16 protein-coding genes are annotated in these 21,062 nt (G+C 48.5%); 9 read left to right on the top strand and 7 right to left on the bottom strand.

Annotated features, from left to right (window positions below; all coding sequences use genetic code 11):
• Positions 1-288 precede the first annotated feature (288 nt).
• Positions 289-672 carry a DUF3037 domain-containing protein gene (locus BWI97_RS02035; RefSeq protein ID WP_094809921.1) on the bottom strand — a complete coding sequence of 128 codons (384 nt, stop codon included), beginning with the start codon at positions 670-672 and terminating at the stop codon, positions 289-291.
• Positions 650-1,441 carry a HipA family kinase gene (locus tag BWI97_RS02030; RefSeq protein WP_094809919.1) on the bottom strand — a complete coding sequence of 264 codons (792 nt, stop codon included), beginning with the start codon at positions 1,439-1,441 and terminating at the stop codon, positions 650-652. Before BWI97_RS02030 ends, BWI97_RS02035 begins: the two co-directional genes overlap by 23 nt.
• 347 nt (positions 1,442-1,788) lie before the next feature.
• Between BWI97_RS02030 and BWI97_RS02025 the strand changes: the two genes are divergently transcribed.
• The 5 genes from BWI97_RS02025 to BWI97_RS02005 all read left to right on the top strand — a co-directional run bounded on the left by BWI97_RS02025 (position 1,789) and on the right by BWI97_RS02005 (position 6,366).
• Entirely contained in the window at positions 1,789-2,715 is a 927-nt protein-coding gene (locus tag BWI97_RS02025; protein ID WP_094809917.1) for a sterol desaturase family protein, read from the top strand.
• A gap of 65 nt (positions 2,716-2,780) precedes the next feature.
• Positions 2,781-3,464 (top strand): 5-oxoprolinase subunit PxpB, encoded by a 684-nt coding sequence (gene pxpB, locus BWI97_RS02020; RefSeq protein ID WP_094809915.1) that lies wholly within the window; start codon positions 2,781-2,783, stop codon positions 3,462-3,464.
• A 4-nt stretch (positions 3,465-3,468) separates the two neighbouring features.
• Positions 3,469-4,443, top strand: coding sequence for a biotin-dependent carboxyltransferase family protein (locus BWI97_RS02015; RefSeq protein WP_158242667.1), 975 nt, complete (start codon positions 3,469-3,471; stop codon positions 4,441-4,443).
• A complete protein-coding gene (locus BWI97_RS02010) occupies positions 4,433-5,161 on the top strand; it encodes a LamB/YcsF family protein (protein WP_199181975.1) in 729 nt (242 codons plus the stop codon). Before BWI97_RS02015 ends, BWI97_RS02010 begins: the two co-directional genes overlap by 11 nt.
• Positions 5,162-5,187: 26 nt before the next feature.
• On the top strand, positions 5,188-6,366 hold the full coding sequence (locus BWI97_RS02005) for an NRAMP family divalent metal transporter (RefSeq protein WP_102199846.1): 1,179 nt from the start codon (positions 5,188-5,190) through the stop codon (positions 6,364-6,366).
• Positions 6,367-6,428: 62 nt separating this feature from the next.
• On the opposite strand, the gene BWI97_RS02000 is transcribed toward BWI97_RS02005, so the two are convergent.
• The 3 genes from BWI97_RS02000 to BWI97_RS01990 form a co-directional block, all read right to left on the bottom strand.
• Positions 6,429-6,929 carry a hypothetical protein gene (locus tag BWI97_RS02000; RefSeq protein ID WP_094809907.1) on the bottom strand — a complete coding sequence of 167 codons (501 nt, stop codon included), beginning with the start codon at positions 6,927-6,929 and terminating at the stop codon, positions 6,429-6,431.
• Positions 6,930-6,940: 11 nt separating this feature from the next.
• A complete protein-coding gene (locus BWI97_RS01995; RefSeq protein WP_102199845.1) occupies positions 6,941-8,095 on the bottom strand; it encodes a zinc-dependent alcohol dehydrogenase in 1,155 nt (384 codons plus the stop codon).
• A gap of 766 nt (positions 8,096-8,861) precedes the next feature.
• Positions 8,862-9,071 (bottom strand): hypothetical protein, encoded by a 210-nt coding sequence (locus BWI97_RS01990; RefSeq protein ID WP_102199844.1) that lies wholly within the window; start codon positions 9,069-9,071, stop codon positions 8,862-8,864.
• A 996-nt stretch (positions 9,072-10,067) separates the two neighbouring features.
• Here BWI97_RS01990 and BWI97_RS01985 point away from each other — a divergent pair.
• Positions 10,068-10,550 carry a hypothetical protein gene (locus tag BWI97_RS01985; protein WP_094809901.1) on the top strand — a complete coding sequence of 161 codons (483 nt, stop codon included), beginning with the start codon at positions 10,068-10,070 and terminating at the stop codon, positions 10,548-10,550.
• A gap of 725 nt (positions 10,551-11,275) precedes the next feature.
• On the opposite strand, the gene BWI97_RS01980 is transcribed toward BWI97_RS01985, so the two are convergent.
• Positions 11,276-12,370, bottom strand: coding sequence for a tail fiber domain-containing protein (locus BWI97_RS01980; protein ID WP_102199843.1), 1,095 nt, complete (start codon positions 12,368-12,370; stop codon positions 11,276-11,278).
• Positions 12,371-13,103: 733 nt separating this feature from the next.
• On the opposite strand from BWI97_RS01980, the gene BWI97_RS01975 reads away from it, so the two are divergent.
• Positions 13,104-13,751 (top strand): hypothetical protein, encoded by a 648-nt coding sequence (locus tag BWI97_RS01975; RefSeq protein WP_158242666.1) that lies wholly within the window; start codon positions 13,104-13,106, stop codon positions 13,749-13,751.
• Between the two features lie 1,280 nt (positions 13,752-15,031).
• On the opposite strand, the gene BWI97_RS01965 is transcribed toward BWI97_RS01975, so the two are convergent.
• Complete coding sequence (locus tag BWI97_RS01965; RefSeq protein WP_102199840.1) at positions 15,032-15,730, bottom strand: hypothetical protein; 699 nt, start codon at positions 15,728-15,730, stop codon at positions 15,032-15,034.
• Positions 15,731-16,290: 560 nt separating this feature from the next.
• On the opposite strand from BWI97_RS01965, the gene BWI97_RS01960 reads away from it, so the two are divergent.
• Both BWI97_RS01960 and BWI97_RS01955 read left to right on the top strand, forming a co-directional pair.
• Positions 16,291-16,503 (top strand): hypothetical protein, encoded by a 213-nt coding sequence (locus tag BWI97_RS01960; protein ID WP_102199839.1) that lies wholly within the window; start codon positions 16,291-16,293, stop codon positions 16,501-16,503.
• Positions 16,504-17,117: 614 nt separating this feature from the next.
• Positions 17,118-21,017, top strand: coding sequence for a PAS domain S-box protein (locus BWI97_RS01955; protein ID WP_102199838.1), 3,900 nt, complete (start codon positions 17,118-17,120; stop codon positions 21,015-21,017).
• Positions 21,018-21,062 lie beyond the last annotated feature (45 nt).

Genomic DNA, 21,062 nt, shown 5'->3' with positions numbered 1-21,062 from the left:
GAAGTGAATCATGCACGACAACCATTCCTGAAATAAGGCGGTAGCGTATAAAACCTTCAATAGAGCTGAACTAAGGAGAAAGGCGTTCTAAAGGTATAGCATTTATCTGAATAACAAGCAATTAGGTCAAAGTAATTCAAAAGAATGCAAAAAAAAGAATCGCCCCTTCGAGTAAGACTTGAGCGGGCAGGCAGGAAGGAAGTAACCCTTAGGAGCTTACAGCCTGGGTTTATTTTTGTTCACAACTACGTAAAAAGAGGTACGAAAACAGATTCGTACCTCTTTTTCTCATAAAACGAGTTTCTCGTGCAGACGATGCAGCGTTTCCTGAGCATCGTGGCACAGGCCTGTGTGTACCGGCGAGGTTTGCACCACCGTACTCCGATTGGCCGTTAGCCAGCGAAAACGCGACGCTACGGGCAGTTGCCCAATGACGCCACCTTCGTGCCGGCCCTTGCATATTTTCTGAAAGGCAACGAGTCGTTCGGTCAGTTCTTCCCGGTCAATCGTTTCGCCGAAAGCCCGTAATCGATCTTCAATCAAACTAAATTTGGTTTGCAGGAATCCTTCGGCTGGACAATATAGAATGACGCCTACGTTCAGAAACTCTTCCCGTTCCACGCGGGGCATAACGCGGATAACAGCGTATTCAAATAAGTGCATTTCTGGCATGTTGTGCTTCTTTAACAAAGAGTTCTGACGAAGCGAGTCGGGCTTCTAAAAACTGGATGTAGGCCTGTCGCTGCTCGGCAGCCGAGGCAAAGGGCGATTCGCCCGTCAGCCAGTCGTCGGGAATGAGCGAAACAATGGCCCGGATGCGTTCGGAGCTGAGTCGGGTACGAAAATCCGCGTTGACGGCTTCGAGTTCCGAAGCCCAGGGTAACAGCACGTGGTCTTTAATGGAAGGGAAAGGCCGTTGGTGCTGTTGTTCCCAGTTTTGCCAGGAATGGTGGAAGTACAGCGAAGCTCCGTGATCGATCAGCCAGAGTTCCTTGTGCCAGATGAGCATATTAGTATTACGGGGCGTACGATCCACGTTCATGACCAGGCTATCGAGCCAGACAATTGCGGAAGCCGTGCGGGCATCGACGGTATTGACCAGGGCGTCGAACGTGATGGCTCCCGAGAGGTAATGCAGGGCCAGATTGAGGCCCGCACTGAACTTGAGCAGGTCCTGTATTTCCTCGTCAGGTTCGGTACGGCTGAGGATAGGGTCGAGTTCACAAAACACAATCTCGGGTACCCGCAAGCCCAGCGTACGGGCAATTTCTCCGGCAATCAGTTCCGCAATCAGAGCCTTAACGCCCTGGCCAGCCCCGCGAAATTTCAGTACATACAGAAAACCATCATCGGCTTCAACAATGGCGGGCAAAGAACCCCCTTCCCGCAGGGGCGTAACGTACCGGGTAACCCGTACGGTTCGGAGTGGAGATTCGGTCACGAGTGGTTCATTTAAAAACTGAAAAGTTGCAAAGGTACGTAGCCATACCGGGTCATTGCTGAAAAAGCGTAGGCGTGTATACCCTTTCGTTACTGTTTACAAATATGAATTTGACAAAACAAATTCAGAGAATATGAGTAAATACGAAAGAACTGAATTTTGAAAAATGGCGTAATCAATTGCCTATCAGCGAACGACGTTCGTTATTTTGAAATAATTCAGGCTTACACACTTGTTTAAACCCAGTACTGCTTCGGTTTTTGGAAGAAATGAAGCCGAAGCAGTACTGGGTATGTCGTATCAACTGACTCAAACGTTTTGAGCTTCAGCATTAACACCTTGATCGCATGACTGAATCATTATTTGGTGCACCCAAAATCCCGTTAGACAATCTTTCGCTGATTGAAAAAGACGCCCCAAACCTGATTTTGTGGGCGGTGCCAGCGATGATCCTTTTCACCGCTATCGAAATTCTCATTACGTATGTTCAGGAAAAGCCCTATTATGAAAAACAGGAAACCATTGGTTCCGTACTGGTAGGACTCGGTTCACTGGCGGTGGGAGCTTCCCTGAAATTTGCCCTGCTTTTTGCGGTGGTATGGCTGTACAATCAGTTGCCCTGGCGAATGTCGCTCAACTGGTGGACATTCATTCCCTGTTACGTTATTTTTGACCTCTGTAGTTACTGGGCTCACCGCATTTCGCACGAGCAGCGTTTCTGGTGGGCTACGCACGTCGTACACCATTCGGGCGAGCGGTACAACCTGAGCGTATCCTTCCGCCTGAGCTGGATTCAAAACCTGAAGACCATTTTCTTCCTGCCCGTTGCCCTGATTGGCTTTCACCCGATCATCTTCTTTACTACCAATCAGGTAGCGGTACTGTTCCAGTTCTGGGTACATACCGAGTACATTCGCCGCATGCCCCGATGGGTGGAGTACATTTTTGCGACGCCTTCCAATCACCGGGTCCACCACGGTTCGCAACCCAAGTACATTGATAAAAACTACGGAGCTACCTTTATATTCTGGGACCGGATTTTCGGAACGTATCAGCTAGAGGAAGAGCCACCCATTTACGGCATCACCACGAATATCAGTAACAAGGCCAACCCGCTGATGATTAATTTTCACGAAGTGGCCGATATTATTAAAGACGTCAAGGGAGCCAAAGGGCTGCGAAAGAAACTGTTCTACATCTTTGGTAGTCCGATTAAGGTAGACGAAGAGAAAAAACGGAATGCCGCCGAGCGAAAAATAAGCGAAGTGGCCTAAGGCACGAATCCCATTGGAAAAGGTGTAACGCTGCAGCGTTGCACCTTTTTTTGTAGTTTGCCCTCATGATACCTCCTGTACACTGCTACATACTATCGGAACGGGCCCTGGTCATTACCTGGGATCAGCGAATCGATCCAGCCATTGCCGCCTCGATACGAAAGCTTCAAAAGCAACTGACCAACCAACCCTTCGAGGGAATGCTGGAACTTGTGCCTGCGTACGCATCCCTCACTGTTTTCTACGATCCCTTACGGGTACGGAACCAGTACGCCACCTCAAACAGCCAGCGTTGGGTGGAGGCTTACCTTTGGCAAAATATCGAAAAGGTACAGGATCAGGTGGTTACTTCGGCAAGTCGGCACATCGAAATTCCCGTGCAGTATGGTGGCCTGAACGGGCCGGATTTGCCTTACGTTGCTCAATACTGTGGTCTGAGCGAAGCCGAAGTGATTGACTGGCACAGTCGGGCCGTGTACCAGGTTTATCTGCTGGGCTTTGTACCGGGCTTTGCTTACCTGGGCGGCCTGAACGAAAAACTGGCGACTCCCCGAAAGGATACGCCCCGTCAGGGTGTGCCCGCGGGGTCGGTGGGGATCGCGGGTGCTCAGACGGGTATCTATCCCGTCCCAATTACGGGAGGCTGGCAAATCATTGGTCGTACTCCGCTTACTCTTTTTGATGTACGGGAGAATCCCCCGGCCCGTTTGCAGGCGGGGGATTCCGTTACCTTTGTACCGATTTCGTAAGCCCATGATCGCACGTGTCGTAAAAGCTGGCGTACTGACCACGGTACAGGACCTGGGTCGAGCGAGTTATCGATCCCAGGGGGTAGTCGTTGGAGGGGCCATGGACGGATTTGCCCATCGCATCAGTAATTCGTTGGTGGGAAACTCCGCTGAATGGGCCACGCTGGAAGTGACCTTCGGCGGACTGGAGTTATACTTCGAAGCAGAGAGTTGGATTGCCATTACCGGGCATGGTGTCGCCGTACGGATCGATGATACCGAGGCTGATTGTTGGCGGCCGTTGCGAATAGGGGCGGGTAGCCGCCTGCAACTCGTTTATACGGGGCAGGGCTGTCGAAGTTATGTTGCCATACGGGGTGGTTGGCAGGTACCCGAAGTGCTGGGAAGTTACAGTACCTATTTGCCCGCTGGCTGGGGCGGGTACGAGGGCAGGGCTCTACGGGCCGACGATGTGCTGACTTACGGGCCAAACCTGCCACCGCTGCATCCCTCGTTAAACTGGTCGCTGGCACCAGCGGCTCTGCCTGCGTACCAGACGCATCCTACGGTACGCGTGATTCGCGGGCCTGAATGGAAATTCTTTACGCCTGAAAGTCAGCGAGCGTTTAGCAGCCAGTCGCATGAAGTATTGCCCCAGAGTAATCGGATGGGGTATCGGCTGGAAGCCCGGATGCAAAAACTACGAACGACCGAATTGATCTCTACAGCCGTAACGGCGGGAACGATACAGGTCTTACCCGATGGAAATTTAGTGGTCCTCATGAATGATGCTCCCACGACCGGGGGCTATCCCCGGATTGCTCAGGTCATCGAGCCGGATTTGAGCGTAATGTCCCAGCTGGTGCCTGGAAATCAGGTTCAATTCTCGTTGTTAAGTCCGGAACAGGCCGAGGATAAATACATACAGTATCAGGAATTTACCCGGAAACTGGAAGAAACGTTGACCCAACGCTTAGACCCTACTACTGATGTTTATTGATATTAATTGTGATCTGGGCGAAAGTTTTGGAGCCTATACCCTGGGCAACGACGAAGCCCTGATGCCGTTTATTACCTCTGCGAATATTGCCTGCGGCATGCACGCGGGTGATCCGCGAATCATGCACCAGTCCGTGCAGACCTGCGTACGGCAGGGTGTAGCCATCGGGGCCCATCCGGGCTTTGCGGATTTATCCGGTTTTGGCCGAAGAAACATGGGAATCAGTCCCGCCGAAGCTTATGATCTGGTACTCTATCAGATCGGAGCTTTGTACGGATTCGTGAAAGCGGCCGGAGCCCGGCTGCACCACGTCAAACCCCACGGAGCTCTGTACAATCAGGCGGCCAAAGATCCCGCTCTGGCCGAAGCCATTGCCCGGGCGGTGAAAGATTTTGACTCTCAACTGTTTTTATACGGACTGGCGGGCAGTGCTCTCGTGGAAGAGGCGAAGCGACTGGGCGTACGAACCTGTAGTGAAATTTTTGCTGATCGAACCTACCAGCCGGATGGGACGCTTACGCCCCGCACCAGCCCGAATGCCTTGATTCACGATCCGGCTCAGGCTGTTGGGCAGGTGATGCAATTCATCCGGGAAAAAGAAAACTGGGCCGAAACAGTATGCGTTCACGGGGATGGCCCGCAGGCCGTTTCCTTTGCTCAGGCTCTGTACACCCATTTTCAGGAACAAGGCATTCAGCCGCAGTCACCCCTTTTGTAAGTAAATTACCCCTTTCCCTTTCCTACATGGCAGCTAAGCCTACCTCTACCTTATCCACGTTACTCGGAGCCGCTTTTCTGATGGCTACTTCCGCCATTGGACCGGGTTTCCTCACCCAAACCACGCTTTTCACGGTACAGTTAAAAGCCAGTTTCGGCTTTGTGATTTTGCTGTCCATTCTGCTGGATATTGGTGTGCAACTCAACATCTGGCGAATCGTCATTGCTTCCGGTCAGCGGGCTCCCGATCTGGCGAATGCTCTTTTACCGGGCGTCGGGCATTTTTTATCCATCCTGATTGCTTTGGGCGGGTTGGTTTTCAACATCGGAAATATTGCCGGAGCAGGGATGGGATTGCAGGTTTTGCTGGGAATGCCCGTCGCCGTTGGAGCGGGACTGAGTGCGGGATTAGCCATTGTATTATTTCTGGTGAAAGACGCCCTGCGGGCCATGGATCAGTTTTCAAAAATACTGGGTCTGTTGATGATTGCCCTGACGCTGTACGTGGTTTGGACGGCCCACCCGCCGCTGGGCGTAGCCGTAGAAAAAACCTTTCTGCCTGATACCATCGACACCACGGCCATCATTACGCTAGTGGGCGGAACCGTAGGAGGGTACATCACCTTTGCCGGTGCTCACCGTCTGCTTGAGGCCGGAATGAGTGGTCCGGAAGCTATTCCACAAACCAACCGGGGAGCAGTTACGGGCATTGCGGTTGCTTCAGTCATGCGGATTTTACTGTTTCTGGCCGCTTTGGGCGTCGTGATGCAGGGCTTACCGATTGATGCGGCCAATCCGCCCGCTTCCATGTTTCAGCAGGCAGCTGGCTTGCTGGGGTACAAGCTCTTTGGACTTGTGATGTGGAGTGCCGCCATTACCTCGGTAGTAGGTTCGGCGTATACGTCGGTGACCTTTGTTCGTACGATGCATGCACGGCTGAACGATCAAACCAAAGCCGTCACGGTAGGATTCATCGCCCTGTCAGCTCTTATTTTTATGCTGGTCGGCAACCCCGTAACGATTCTGGTAGCTGCCGGAGCCCTGAACGGCATGATCCTGCCCGTAGCCTTACTGATCTTGCTCATTGCAGTACACCGACTTCCTTTTGGAAAAACCTATCGTCATCCGCTCTGGCTTACGCTGGTGGGGGTGGTCATCATGGTTGTGATGGGGTGGATGGCCGTTCGTACCCTGAGTAGTTTATAAAGCAAAAAAGGCTGAGCAACAGAATCTATTGTTCAGCCTTTTTTGCTTTACATCTAGACGTATTAGTCTTCGTCCTCATTCGAATTGCTCCGGCAAAGCAACGCTACGGCGGTGGCCGTAACCAGAGCACCAACGGCCAGCTTGGTAATGAGTCCTTTGCGATTGTATTTCCATTCTGCGTTCCAGCCTTTCTCCGCCAGAATATTCGGAATGTGTCCTCGCTTCAAATCATCAATGATTCCTTCGACTACGTTAACGCGGTCCGCAAACAGGAGCGGTAACCAGTGACCGTATTCCGATTCGCTGAATTTAAAGGCATACCGACGGATGGCTCCGCTCAGTCCGGAAGGGGGACTTGAAGTTCCGAAAACGGCCGTTATCCCGGGCCGTTCGTTGGAATGAAGCACTTCCACGTTGACGGGTTGCTGCGGCGGTTTTTCGTAATTGAGCCGCCGGTGATCATCCCCCGTGTAGTTTTTCATGGGGTACGTGGGTTCATTTTTAGGATCCGCGTCGATCCCCCAACCCTTAATATGTGCGTAATGACTCGCTAAATCTTCCATACAATGTTTGTTTATACCCGTGCAGAAGGTGGAATAAGAATCGGCTTGATACAATTATCCAGCTTGGCCGAAAAGATGTGATAGGCATCAGAAACTTCCTCCAGCGGAACGCGGTGCGTAATGATGCCTTTCGGGTCAATCCTTCCCGCTTGTACGTGCTCAATGAGTCTGGGCAACAGGCGTTTGACCGAGGCCTGGTTCGCCCGAATCGTAATGCCTTTGTTGACGACATTCCCAATGGGAATGAGATTATCCGTAGGGCCGTATACGCCGACGATCGAAACGATGCCCCCTTTTTTTACGGAGTTAATGGCCCAGTGCAAGGCCGTGGCCGATCCTGCCTGAAGCATCATTTTACGACCCGTAATCGTTTGTAAGGCACTTCCCGCCGCATCGCCGCCAACGGCATCAATACAAACGTCTGCTCCGTAGAAATCCGTTGCTTTTTTCAGGAATAGAACCGGGTCCTGCATCGAACGGAAATTGTAGGCTTCGCACTGGGCGTAGGTACGAACGAAATCGAGTCGGTATTCCAGGTGGTCAATCACAATGACGCGGCCCGCTCCAAACAGCCAGGCACATTTAGCCGCCATAATGCCCACGGGGCCCGCTCCGAAAACAACGACGGTGTCACCGGGTTTAATGCCGCCCATTTCAGCCGCCTGATAACCCGTGGGTACTACGTCGGTCAGCAATACGGCATCATCCGGGTGCATATCGGCCGGAATCACCATGGGGCCTACATCGGCGTAAGGTACCCGTACGTACTCAGCCTGTCCGCCGTCGTAGCCGCCCGCCGTGTGGGAGTACCCAAAAATACCACCCACGGCGGTAGCTTCCGGATTGGATTCATGGCAATTGCCGTAGAGCCCCTGCTTACAGAACGAGCAGGTGCCGCAGGCAATGTTGAACGGAACCAGTACGTGATCGCCCACTTTCAGGTTTTGTACGGAGGGTCCGATTTCTTCGACGATACCAATAAACTCGTGGCCGAAGGTCATACCTACTCGTGTATCCGGTACCAGACCGTGGTAGAGGTGCAAGTCGGAGCCACAGATACACGAACGAGTGACGCGTACGATGGCATCATTGGGATGTTGAATTTCGGGATAGGGTTTGTGGTCTACACGTACCCTGAAGGGTCCCCGGTAGTTCATGGCAAGCATACAGTACGTTGGGTTATAGGTGAAATGCGTGCTTTTGAAAAGCACTGCCTGAAACAAGAACCCACTCACTTGATGTAAAAGCGGGTTTGGAATACGTATAGTCTCAAAAAAAAATCGAACCAGTTTCAGGCAAAGTGGCCAGAAGCCAGGCAAAAACGAACCTATAGTCTGACATCGAAGAGGAATGCAAGAGCTACAAAATACTTAAACGTAAAAGGGTTGGACTGCTTACGGGTAAGTATAAATCGTGCAAACAGAGGTTCAGTGAATGGATGAATAAAGTGTACCAGAACTTTCCTGAAGAATTTCTAATCTTAAATGAATATTTATTCTCATAATTTTTCAATTCATAAGATTTTTTAATACATTTCTAACCAGATTATAAGTCCCGCTAGACTAGTACCATTCGTTACCGGAGCTGTGAGCTACCTTCCCCATTACCTTTGGTGATGGGGCTTTTTTATGGCATTCCAGTGAAAACAGGAGTTTGAAAATTACTTACAAAATGTGATTGGATAAACGAAACCCCAAAAGGCTCATACTCACTAGCAGGCGATAGCTAGCGATAGGTAACGTAGTAAACAAAGAAAAAACGTCGCCTAGTAGAGAATACCCGGAATTTCCAGGAAAATGGGAACAAATCACGGATAGGAGTATACGAATATCAAAAGTTAAGCAGATACGGTGCTGGGCAAAGCACAGGCAACTACCAAAACGGAAGAAATAAGAGGGGTAAAAAAGAGCCCGGTATCGTGCCGGGCTACCATCAAATCAAGGGGTTGCCAATTTCCTTCATGTGCTCATATACCCACTGAGGCGGGGCTTCGGTACCTCTCCAGATAAAGGTAACTTCGAATGTCTTCTCCGTACCATCCTCCGTCGTAAAGTGGATGGGGACGTTTTGAAACGAACCATCCAGTAAGCTATACGTGGGGAGTTCTTTTCTGGCCAATTGTTCGATCTGTTGCTCGGTCATAGCGAATGATTAAAGATAGGGTTCACGGTTTGTCCCGTATGCAGCCCTTACCTCAAATCACATGCCAGGCTAGGCTATTTCGATGGTGCGTTGAGGGGGACAGCGTTCGAACCCACAGGTTGGGTCACAAGGCAAAGATTAGGGCAATGCGTAGTCAAAATGCAATCAGAGGTCCTGAACGATCCCGCACGTCTTGATTCGGGGATGAACTTACCTGCTTCGTATCATCGCTTAGGAGAGTATCCCGACGGATTGATCCGCTCGCCGACGAGCTTTTCATAATCATCAACCGCGGGGTGACTCTGTGTTCCGAGGTTTGTACCGGAGCAATGGCTTCCGATTGGTTTCAATGTATGGCTTTGCCCGGCGAGTCTGCGGACGTACTTAAAAGAGCGTGGTGCAAAGTTTAACCGTGTTGATCCTTGCAAATCTAAAAACCTTAACGTGTAATGTATAAATACAATTTTAACAGGAGTTAAGCTATACGGCAGGTTATAAATGAATAATTTAATCCAGAGGTATGTTTTACAGGGTAAAGGCTACTATGAGTCTAAAGAATCTAATTTTTACGGAAATATTAAATAATGATCAATATCAAGTTGATAAGTAGTAATTAGATGTAAGTTGTTGTTAGATTAAATATATAAGATTTAGTAAATAGGATTCGTTAAATACTAGCTAATCAAACGAAATTTACCATTCTATTGGCTAGAGTATTAGGTTGATTTCGTGTAATTTAATCAGGAATGGGAAAAAGATGATTGGTTAGTGTAAAATTCCTGTTAAAATAAATTATTAGAAGATTTTAAATCAATAACAAGACTTTAGGGTTATTAAAAATTTTTATTTAATTCATTGAAATTCAGATTATAAGAAATAAAACTTTTAATATTTGCTTCCCACGAAGGGTCTTTTACATTTGTGAAAATAAACTGTTCGATCAAGTGCTGTAAACACCCAGTCGGGCTTAACTAATCATAATAAACCACTATTGTTATGGTCCCTGCAAAAGTAAAACACTATTTGAGATTTGTCAATACAGACAAAGTTGTTTCCATGATTATAGACTATGCTCAGGGTTTATTTGAAAAGGGAGCATTAGACGGGCTTGATAGTATCGAGCAGACCTTTAAAAATCATAGCAGGGAGGAAGCATATGGAGAATTAAGCCCCCGAATCGTGAAGATTATTGAAAAGCCATTTTATTTAACCATACCCTTTGAAATAGGCTGTCAGCTACAAATAGGGGATATTGTAAACTCGTATCTGGTGGAGCGAAACGTGCACGAAGACGAAGACAGCGACATTATTCAAATGATCTTATGGGCTTTTGATAATGATTCTATTTCTTACTTAGGTATCAAAAAGAAATACTTTAGTCGTGTAGACGAAATCCGGTACGTAGTCGAATGTTTGGAATCATGGGAAGAAGCAGCCGATTATAATCCCTACAAAGCCCCTCATTTAATTACGGAATGATTAGTATAAACTTTCGCGAATCATTTACAAAAAGAGGAGTTTTTAAATCCATGCGATCCGTAGCCTGAACAAGGTTAGGCAAAAAAGTAAGGCTCCCTCAGGCAGTGCAGAGGGAGCCTTATCGGGGAATGAATCCAAGCTGAAGGATAACGAAGTTGGATAGTATTCAATACCTGCTTGCTGCTCAAAATCCTTCCTGCAGGCTGCCATCGGTTCACTGGGTAGTTATTCCCCTGCCTAACCAGTGAACGTACGGGTGAGGTTCCCAACCGCCGATAAAGAACCTCCCTGCTTCACAGGAGCAAAGGCTACGTAAATGAACCTCTGCTAATTGAGACCCTACAAAAGTAGCGGACTTTAAGGTACCACACGCCGGCTTAATTTGTCCGGATCTATACCCCCAGTTTTAGCTGTATTCCCGCATCAAAAAACATCATCTGGTATCGGGGCGAAGGGTCAAATCACCCATGGGTTTCACTTTTCAGAACGAAAAATGCGGATTAGCCTCAGTAGACAAGCCGTTTAAGATGCGTACACAACACCAGGTAAAGTTTACGCTTCAGGGGGAAAATGAACCCGTTGGTCGAATTCACATAACTTAGCTGGGCTCTCGGCTATACGTTTGTACTACTGAATCAGTCAGAGAAGTGGCGGCTTTGAAGACGGGTTCACAAAAAAGCCTACCCGTGACGACGCGTAGGCTTTTTCGTTGGCATATACCTTTCTTACTTTTTGACTATACCGCCCAGTTGTTTCTTGATCCAGTCAACATCTGATTTTAGCGAGGCAGTTTCCTGTTGCAAACTGGCGTTTTCCTGCTGCAAGGCCTGGTTCATCGTCTCCAGTCTTTCGATTTTAGCCAGCAGTGCCTGAATGGCAATCAGGTTTACGCCATCGAAATCCGCCTGATTAATCGATTTATCTTCGCCAATGGTTCCTAACTCATCCTTACCGAAGGCCGCAAAAAAGTCCTGAGCCATCGGACCGTAGTGTCGGTATTGTTTGGAATCCTGCCCTTTGTAATTCCAGGACCCCAGCCGTAACTGGCGAATTTTATCCAGAAAGGCGGCTCCGTTCACGGGGCGAAAATGCTCTTTTCGGGTCGAGTCAGAAATGGTCTGCCAGGCATTACCACCCGGAAGAATCTGTACGCCCACGGCCTGGGCCTGGGGTCCTCCGGAAGTGAATAAATGATACCCGCCCGAAAATCGCATGGTCATTTGATTCATGGCGGTACTGTACACGCTATCGGCCTCGTACAGATATGCACCATCGCCAATCACGCAGGAGCCCTGCTTATTGGCTCGGGCATTGCTACCCAGGGCCAGGCTATAGTTCGCAATCACTCGGTTTTGTAAGCCAATGGCTACCGCGTAGGCTCCCCGAGCCTGACTATTACCGATGGCGATGGAGCCCATACCCGCTACCGAACTGCCGGTACCAATGGCTACGGCATTGTCATTACCGGCGATTGCACTGAAGCCAATCGCGAAGGATTGCGTACCCGAAGCAGAAGCATTTTCGCCAATGGCTACACTGGAGCTGCCGATAGCCAGTGTGTTTTTACCTACTGAAAACGAATTGATGCCCACATTGGCGTCGTTCCATTGCGGTCCGCTGATGGATCCGGCTCGAAAGGCACCCTTGTTCGCATACCAGATGAGTTTGGTACCCGCCCCCAGGGTATCCTCGCCAAAGAGTACCGTTTTGCCAGCGGGTACGTTCAGGAATGCTTTTGGAGTACCCGTACCGATCCCCACTTGAGCAAGGGCAGAAAAAGAACAGGCGATCAGTCCAATGGTGTAAAAAAGAGGTTTCATAGTAATGAGCAGATGAGAGGAGAAATGGGTAAGCGATTCTTCGAATATACCATGAAAATCTTTTGATTAACAGGATGTTACCCAGGAATTTCAACTATTTCTCAGGAGGTGGGTGAAGCAGCGTTCTTACGCTGCATACGGGGAAGTTCCGGTTTCGGGGATGTCTGATTACGCTGGAACGCAATCAGAAACGAAACGTGATTAAAAGCATGCTTCATCTGGCGTTCCTTGTCTGGTTATAAGCCCTTGATCACACCATGCTCCAGTACTAAAACCGTTTGTGCCTCCCTTGTCTATCCATCTTTCATTGGCGTTGATAGGCTGCTTGTGCTGTCTTTTCTTTTAGCAGACGTGAACAACCCACTCGCGTCGCTAGCAAAAAGAGCTATCGACCTATGTTCAGACCAATAAGCAGATGTCCGTACAGATAAACACGTGGCGGGAATAAAACTTATTGTTTGACCGAAGCCGCATCAGTGATCAGGTCCCGCGATCTATCCCTAACAGACGATCAAACCCGGCGTATACCTGCTACGGATCGAAGGCATTACGCACAAATGAAGGATTCAGTCAAACGGATCAATCCGGAAGAAGGGCAGGATTCTACGCAGAGCATGGTCGTTTTTTATCCGCTTTCGTCGAATAGTTTTCAGCCTAAGGGTTACGTTCTTAGCCTTTACACGTATCTTGAGCAGGAATGCTCTAAACGCTTAATCATTTTATGTTTCCAGCCATGAAAAAATCAGGTTTTCTTCGATCCTTCATTCTAGTAAGTGGATGGTGTTCGGTATTGTTCTTTTCGTGTTCCAAATCATCGAACGTTGAACCGGAGGAAGTGATTCCAGCCACGTTTGCACTCAAGGACGTTCGCTACTTTAAACCGGCTTCGGGTGGATTCGATACGGTAGCCGTGAAACTGAAAGGCCTAACGGTTTCGAACCCAGGAGAACAGGTGTCTACGCAAACAGTCACGACTACATTTGACGAGCTGGTTAAAACGTCAACCTTTGAAGTCACGCCCCCCAATGCATTGCCGAAGGAGGTAAAGCTGAGTGAATTTTCCGTTCGGGTGCCGGAACGGTGGTACTCTGACAATTCATACGGATTATTTTCTGAAACATTTCCCCTGAGTAACCGGGAGCAGCAAAAACCGTATGGATCGTATCAGAAAGAAACCCTGAACATTGCGATTCCGCCTAAGTCTACCATCGTGGTTGATCGTCAGATCGAAGCGTATCACCTGAGCTGTTCTTTTAGTGCCGTTCTGGAAAATGAAACAACGGGAGAACGTTACCCGGTAAGTGGTACGTGGAAAGGTATTTCTCACTACAATCAGGCTTCCGTTAAACTCACGCAACATGCTTTGAGTACTGTAAAATAGGGCTGACTTTCCGGGTGTGAATCCGTGAAGATGTACCGCATTGATCCGCTCAAACGCAAAAAAAGAGGTTTTCTCAGCATGAGTTGAGAAAGCCTCTTTTACTTGTTTAAAGCAAGTTGAAGGATAACGGATGATTGGATAGAAGATACAGCTTGTAGGGCTCGTGAACGACCTTCTTGCAGAACTCCGTCAGTTGTTTTGTTCAAATCCCCCGAATGACCAATCCAACTGACGGAGGAGGCTCTAAACCGCCGATAAAGAGCCTCAACCTGCTTGAAGAAATAAAGGTTGTCTGACGAACCTTCATTAAACGAGACTTTACAAAAGTAGAGTAGATTTTAAGAAGAAAATCAGGCCTAATCTGTCCATAAAACAACCCCTAGAATTCAGGTGTATCTCCTTGAAAAATAAGTACTTGTAAGATTCTGTTGTTAAAAATCAGATCTTCAGGATGGTCCGGATACTTTCTTTTACTTACTCAAAAGATGAAAGTGTATCGGCGTGTTTCTTGGCCCGTCATCTCATAAGGCGAGCAGTAGGACTGGCAGAAGTTAAAACAGCTTGATGAACCTCTACAAATGGAAAAGAAGTTCGTATCGATTACCTGCCTGCTTCGTACACGATACTGCTAGGAGCTATGTATAAATCAAGGTATTGATCATACCTGATCAGTAATAAGCATTCGGATTACATTGATAAGCCAATTTATCAGTCAATGTTTAAGGATAGACAGCTGAAATAGAGCTGGTAAAGAACGGAAGAGAACAAGTAGCGTACAATGTCTTTAAAAAATTCAAATCTAATAGGTAACGATGTGTCTTCAATAACTAGTAAGCCCTATTTTTTACTGCCCATGCAAATGAAAAAATCCTATTGATACTTGCCCTGAGTATGTTAGTGGTCAGTTGCCAGAAAGCTAACGATTCTCTTAAACCGGATGTCGAAACGGTATCCAGTAAGAACAGAAAACGGATAGAGTCCATTATTAAAAACGCTACTAGCTTAACGATTTACATCAGGAAATTTCATGATGGATCTGAACTAGCGAGACTCCAGATTCAGGACGGAAAAACCGATATGTTTGCGGATAGCAATTTTATCAAGATTAAGGATAACTATTATAACCTGGATATGCTCGTTAGATTCGAATATAATCCTGGTTATAATTCACTCGATTTATATTTCGGATAGTCGATTTACAAAACTTTCCTACGGTTCACAAACGACAGAGCCTACGCCTGAAGAAGCGTAGGCTCTGTCGTAAAGATCGGTAGTATTTGCTAAGGTAACGCCTTTTTAGATATATAAATGACGCCGCGTTGTCCATTACAAAAATGAAAATCACGAAGGCCCCCGCAAACAGCCGCTGAACCAGCGACATAAAGTCTGCCGCGGGAATCCATAGTAATCGATTTTATCTGGTGCTCCTGAGGCAGCGGAATCTTTTTGCCAGTAGATGTCTGTAAACCAACCGTTTGTAAATAATAATTGGTACTACCGCCATTAATAGGCGTCCGAAGTTCATCCACGCTGTATACGACTCCATTGCTGGCGTGTAGCTTATTGAGCGGGGTATAGTGTTTGGTCAACGAAAAACCGTTGTACGCCTGCCAGGTTATGCCCTGATCTAAACTATAATACCGCGGAGCATTGGCATAAATGGTCCCATCTTTCTGAATACCTGAAGTAGCAGTCAATGCAAATAAAGTATCTGTAGTAGCCAGAAAGCCCGTAAGCCCAACCATAACCGGGTAAGGCGAAGAAGTCCAGGTTTTTCCCTGATCTTTCGTGTGATAGATTTTGAAATTTGAAATCATGATCAGCGTGCTGTCTATCGTACCATAAACGGCCTGAACATCGCTGTTTTCCGGGGAGGTAAGCCTGATCCAGTCACTGTTTTCAACAGGACCGTTTACTGCATCTCGGGAACAGGCCGTAACTAAAGCTAATAGTAAAATAACGAGGCAGAAATGTTTCATACTAGATTCGGATGTATTGCTTTAAAATGGAAAATTAATAGTTAATGCCGCAGTAAACAACGAATCGTTCGTTAAAAGAAGTTAAGCAGGATTTGAATCATATAACGTATCTGAATAGGATCAGTTTTTTGAAAATTAATATTTTACTATTGAAAAGTAGGCTACGGATCAGGTAGTGAAAATAGTCTTATGGTGATAATTGGTATTTATGTAAATAGCTTTATTGTAAGTAGTTAAATGCAGGCAATTAGGTTGTGAAAAAAAGGTATAAATTAAAATGCTTAGGCGTGACTGGAAATGAGTAATAGTCTGGTTAATGGATGACTGTATTACGTTTGCAATTCAAGCAGGCCCCTGCATACTATTTTAAAATTTTCAACGCTATCGATTACGACTTTTGCTACATTACGACTTAGCTCTTGCAAAAAAGAACCGCTTACAGAACCTCCGTATCAGGGCTATCAAACGGTTATTTAGGCTATCCTTCCCGGGCTGTAGATGATTTAGCGGGCTGGGTGAATGAATAACTGCTGATTAAGAAAGCGTACACCCTATTCTACATGAAGCAGACAGGCATTGCCCGCTGGGCAGGCTGGCAGTTGCACGCGAGTGACCTGGGTGACCTGGTACATACGGATGATTTACGGCAAGAGCCGGTGCTGGCTACAAACGTGGTTCGGGTAAAGCCGGGAGACTATGCCGGTTCAGGGTTTGAACGTAATGGTAACGTAGGTGCTGGAGCCAGCCATCCCATCCATCCTTTTCTGGGATAACACCTGGCCGTGATGCTGGGTGTTTGATGCTTTGGGGTGTTTCCATCAAAAAAGAGGGATGGAATGGACCGTCGAACAGGAAATTATCCTCTTGCTGCAACGTTGTCAGGCTTTTTGATAATCCCATGAACCATTCCGACTAACGAAGGGCGTTCGGAATATCTATATTTTGTAGGAGAACAAAGGTACCCTTGTCGGTCCGCTGACCAACGGGATTCTGCTAATGAAACAAACTATTGACGTTCAGGTCTCTTCTCACGACAGATAGGCCCCAGCTTGAGGGATGATTCATTAGGCTGATCAATCATGGATACTGGTTTGATTCAAGGCAGCGTATAGTTATCTCAGTCAGTGCATCTGAAAGCGAACAGACCCTGACGGCTAAAGATGAGCTAAATCAAGTAACTGCGTAATTTTTCGATTTCATTTCTGATGATACCTTTGCGGTTCACCTATGTAATGGTGTGGGTTAATTCAAAGAAACCCGTCTGGTATTGCCGGGCGGGTTTTTACTGGTTTCCCTTGGCGAGGGTAGGTTCGGTGTCTTTCCGTAGTTTTTTAAAGTGGTACAACAATTTTTGCCGGAATTCAACCACCTACTAATTCACTTGCACATGAATACCTCGGATCTATCCCATGAAAGTGGATCCCCTAGTCCCATCGCAGCGATCGAATACCAGGCCTTGATTGAATCGTTCGCTCAGGCTTTTTGGGAAACCGACGCCGAAGGGAAGATCATCAAAGATTCGCCTAGTTGGCGGGCTTATACGGGTCAAACCCTCGACGAATGGCTGGCGGGGGGCTGGGTAAGTGCGGTGCATCCGGAGGATCGGCCGTTTGTCGCCAGTCAGTGGAAACAGGCAATGGAGCTTCAGAAACCAATGAATGCTGAATTTCGATTGAAAAGTCCCGATGGTACCTGGCGTTGGACGAACCTGCGGGCAATGGCCATTCACGATCAGACGGGAGCAATCATCAAATGGGTGGGCATCAACCTGGATATTACGAATCTGAAACGGACCGAACAAGCCCTACGCACTAGCGAAGCCAAACAGCGGATCGTGCTGGAAAGTGCCAAAGACTATGCCTTTATTACCCTGGATCTAAACCGACGCGTAACGAGCTGGAGTAGTGGAGCCCAGGCTATTTTAGGCTATGAAGAAGAAGAAATTACAGGCCAGTTGTGCGACGTCTTTTTTGTACCCGAAGATCGGGCGATGGGAGCTCCTGAACGCGAAGCCGAAAAAGCCATTCGCGAAGGGCGAGCCGAAAATGAACGCTGGCATATACGGAAGGATGGGACCCGGTTTTACGGGTCGGGCATGACCACTCCCTTACGCAATGAACAGGGCGTGCTTTTTGGCCTGACGAAAGTGATGCGGGATTTGACCGCTCAGAAACAGAGTGAAGATGCCCTGCGGGAAGCTCATGAGCGAATGATCGACATTCTGGAAGGTACCAGTGATGCCTTTTATGCCCTCGATGTCCATTTTCAGTTCACGTACGTAAACAAAAAAGCGGCTCAGCTCTGGGGTCGTGATCGCCACGCACTTATGGGTAAACATTACTGGACGGAATTCCCGAATGCGGTGGCCAGTGAGACATATGAGAAACACTACGAGGTTTTTGAAAAACGGCAGCTGATTCAGTTTGAAACCGTTTCACCCATCATCGGCCGCTGGATTGATGTCAGTATTTACCCAGGTAAAGATGGAGGGCTATCGGTGTTCTTTCGCGACATTACTTCCCGTAAAGAAGCAGAGGCAAGGCAGGCTTTTCTACTGAAGCTGGGTGATGCCCTTCGGCCTTTGGTAGATCCAGGGGCTATCCAGGCTACGGCTACCCGCCTTCTGGGCGAACAGCTGGGGACCGATCGCGTGTATTACGCGGAAATCGGGGCGAACGCATTTGTGATCGTGAGAGACTGGCACCGGGCTGGTTCCACGAATTGGGTGAGGTACGATCCCTGGGATGACTGGCCGATGCCCGGGCTGCAGGAGGGTCAAACCTGGGTGATGAACGATACCGCTTCTGATCCGGTCCTGCTCGATGAACAGCGATCCGCCTATCTGGACCATGGGATTGGAGCCGCTGTCGTTGTACCCCTTTTGAAGCAACAGCGGCTGGCGGCGGCGTTCGTAACCAGCCAGCGGACCGCCAGACCCTGGACTCCGGCAGAAGTTAGCCTGGTGAAAGATACGGCTGAACGTACCTGGGCGGCGGTGGAACGGGCCCAAACCGAAGTAATGCTCCATCGGAATCAGGTTCATTTGCAGTCGATCTTTCAGACGGCTCAGGTGGGTATTTCGGAGATCTCGCTCGACGGCCGTTTTCTACGCGTGAATGATAAACTATGCCAGCTTCTGGAACGCGAACCGAACCAGCTGATCGGGCTAAGCATTCTGGATATAACCTTCGCCGACGATATACCTTCCAGTCGTCAGGCCCTGCGAAAACTCATCACGACGGGTGAAGTAGTATCCCTGGACAAACGGTATCTTAAACCGGATGGAACCGGCCTGTGGGCGAATAGTTCCATCTCTTTACTTCGACAGAATACCAGCAGCCAGGTCCCTACCATTCTGGCCATCACTGTTGATTTAACCCAGCGTAAAGAAGCAGAAGAAGCGTTGCGGAAGCAGGAATTACGTACTCGTCTGGCCATCGAAGCTGCAGAATTGGGCACTTGGGAATGGGACCTGGAGCGAGATTTGATTCATGGCAATGAACAGCACTTTCAGCTCCTGGGTTTAACGGTATCTACCGTACCCGAACCGGTGGAGACTTTTGTTAAACACATTCATCCCGAAGATCTGGGCCGGATACAAAGCCGACTAAAACAGACCGTTCAGGAGCGAGTTCCCTACGATGAGCAGTTCCGGATCATACGCCAAAATGGACAGGTTCGATGGATGAGTGGTTATGGGAAAGTGACCGCAGAACATGATGGTCAGGCAATCCAGGTGAGTGGCGTAATGTTTGATATTACTGACCGCAAAGAAGCCGAGCAGGCCCTTCGGGAAAGTGAGGCTCAGTTAATGGCCATGTTCGAAAGCCTGCCGGTAGGGGTAGGCGTTATCGATGTTAGGGGAAAACTCGTACTGGCTAACCAGGCCATGCCGTACTATCTCCCCACGGGTATCATTCCTTCGCGTGACCGGCTCCAGGTTAATCGCTGGCAGGCTTATGAGGCCGACGGAAACCTGGTGAGTGCAGAGAATTTTCCGGCGGCCCGGGCCCTTCAGGGGGAGCGGGTGGTTCCTGGTATTGAGATCTTATACACGCCTGAGGAAGGAAATCCCGTCTGGACGCGGGTCGCTGCGGTAGCAATTCGGGACGAAAATGGTTCGGTGAAAGGCGTAGTAACGGTGGTCACAGATATTAATGAATCAAAACTCACCCAGCAGGCCCTTCAGGAAGCGGACCGTCGAAAGGATGAATTTCTGGCCATGCTGGCTCATGAACTGCGTAATCCAATGTCTACGCTTAGTAATGGTCTGCAAATTCTGTCGCTAACGGCCGCAACCAATCCCCAGGCTAGCACGGTGGTACAGAGGATGATTACCCAGACCGATCATCTGGTACGGATGGTCGAAGATCTGCTGGATGTCAGCCGGATCAGTCGGGGGAAAATTGTACTGCGAAAAGAGCCAGTGAACCTGGTGGAGGTGGTTCGACAAGCCACCGAATCCTCACGCTCTCTGTTTGTCAATAAGCAACAGACTCTGGAGGTGAGCTTACCGCCGGTTTCTATCCAATTGAATGGAGATGCGACGCGACTGGTACAGGTAGGTATCAATTTGCTGACCAATGCATCCCGCTATACGGGGCCTCAGGGAACCATTCAGTTGAGTCTGGAGCAGCGGGAGACCGAAGCCATTCTACAGGTACGGGACAATGGCATTGGCCTGGCAGCGGATCAGCTTACGGTCATTTTTGATTTATTCGTTCAGGTAGATAATTCACTCGCCCGGTCGCAGGGTGGCCTGGGATTGGGGCTGACCCTGGTGAAGCAGATCGTGGACTTACACGGCGGTCATGTAATTGCTGAAAGTGAGGGCTTAGGCCAGGGCAGTACGTTTACCGTTTACCTGCCCACGCCTGAGCGTGCTGCTAGTTCGGAAGAAAATCGGATCGACTTCTCAAATTCAGCTCATCTGCCTCGCTTATTACTCGTGGATGACAACCCCGACGTAACCTTTACGCTGGGAATGTTGCTGGAACTGAAAGGCTACACGGTGGATGTGAGAAATGAGGGCAGGGCAGGAATCCAGGCCGCCCAGGAATTAAAACCTGACGTCATTTTACTGGACATCGGAATGCCTGATCTGGATGGATATGAGACCTGTCGGCAGATTCGCCAGCAAGCCTGGGGAAAGAATATGTATATCATTGCGGTCTCCGGTTACGGACAAAAAGAAGACCTGCAAAAAGGCAAGGAAGCGGGCTTTAACCAGCACCTCACCAAACCAGTAGAACTGAACGTACTCATTCAAATGCTGAATAGTCGATAGGGATGAGGTAAAGCGATTGGAATAAAATCAAGTTTTAGACAAGAC

It is taken from the genome of Siphonobacter sp. BAB-5405 (assembly GCF_002872335.1).
Classification (GTDB): Bacteria; Bacteroidota; Bacteroidia; order Cytophagales; family Spirosomataceae; genus Siphonobacter.
The sequence above is the reverse complement of the archived record's forward strand: the minus strand, read 5'-3'. Positions and strand labels throughout refer to the sequence as shown.

Coding starts and splice junctions, on each gene's coding strand:
- pxpB (WP_094809915.1), top strand. CDS start 2,781: ATGATACCTCCTGTACACTGCTACATACTATCGGAACGGGCCCTGGTC.
- BWI97_RS02015 (WP_158242667.1), top strand. CDS start 3,469: ATGATCGCACGTGTCGTAAAAGCTGGCGTACTGACCACGGTACAGGAC.
- BWI97_RS01980 (WP_102199843.1), bottom strand. CDS start 12,370: ATGAAACCTCTTTTTTACACCATTGGACTGATCGCCTGTTCTTTTTCT.
- BWI97_RS02025 (WP_094809917.1), top strand. CDS start 1,789: ATGACTGAATCATTATTTGGTGCACCCAAAATCCCGTTAGACAATCTT.
- BWI97_RS02035 (WP_094809921.1), bottom strand. CDS start 672: ATGCCAGAAATGCACTTATTTGAATACGCTGTTATCCGCGTTATGCCC.
- BWI97_RS01990 (WP_102199844.1), bottom strand. CDS start 9,071: ATGACCGAGCAACAGATCGAACAATTGGCCAGAAAAGAACTCCCCACG.
- BWI97_RS01965 (WP_102199840.1), bottom strand. CDS start 15,730: ATGAAACATTTCTGCCTCGTTATTTTACTATTAGCTTTAGTTACGGCC.
- BWI97_RS01955 (WP_102199838.1), top strand. CDS start 17,118: ATGAATACCTCGGATCTATCCCATGAAAGTGGATCCCCTAGTCCCATC.
- BWI97_RS01975 (WP_158242666.1), top strand. CDS start 13,104: ATGAAAAAATCAGGTTTTCTTCGATCCTTCATTCTAGTAAGTGGATGG.
- BWI97_RS02010 (WP_199181975.1), top strand. CDS start 4,433: ATGTTTATTGATATTAATTGTGATCTGGGCGAAAGTTTTGGAGCCTAT.
- BWI97_RS02000 (WP_094809907.1), bottom strand. CDS start 6,929: ATGGAAGATTTAGCGAGTCATTACGCACATATTAAGGGTTGGGGGATC.
- BWI97_RS01960 (WP_102199839.1), top strand. CDS start 16,291: ATGAAGCAGACAGGCATTGCCCGCTGGGCAGGCTGGCAGTTGCACGCG.
- BWI97_RS02005 (WP_102199846.1), top strand. CDS start 5,188: ATGGCAGCTAAGCCTACCTCTACCTTATCCACGTTACTCGGAGCCGCT.
- BWI97_RS01985 (WP_094809901.1), top strand. CDS start 10,068: ATGGTCCCTGCAAAAGTAAAACACTATTTGAGATTTGTCAATACAGAC.
- BWI97_RS01995 (WP_102199845.1), bottom strand. CDS start 8,095: ATGCTTGCCATGAACTACCGGGGACCCTTCAGGGTACGTGTAGACCAC.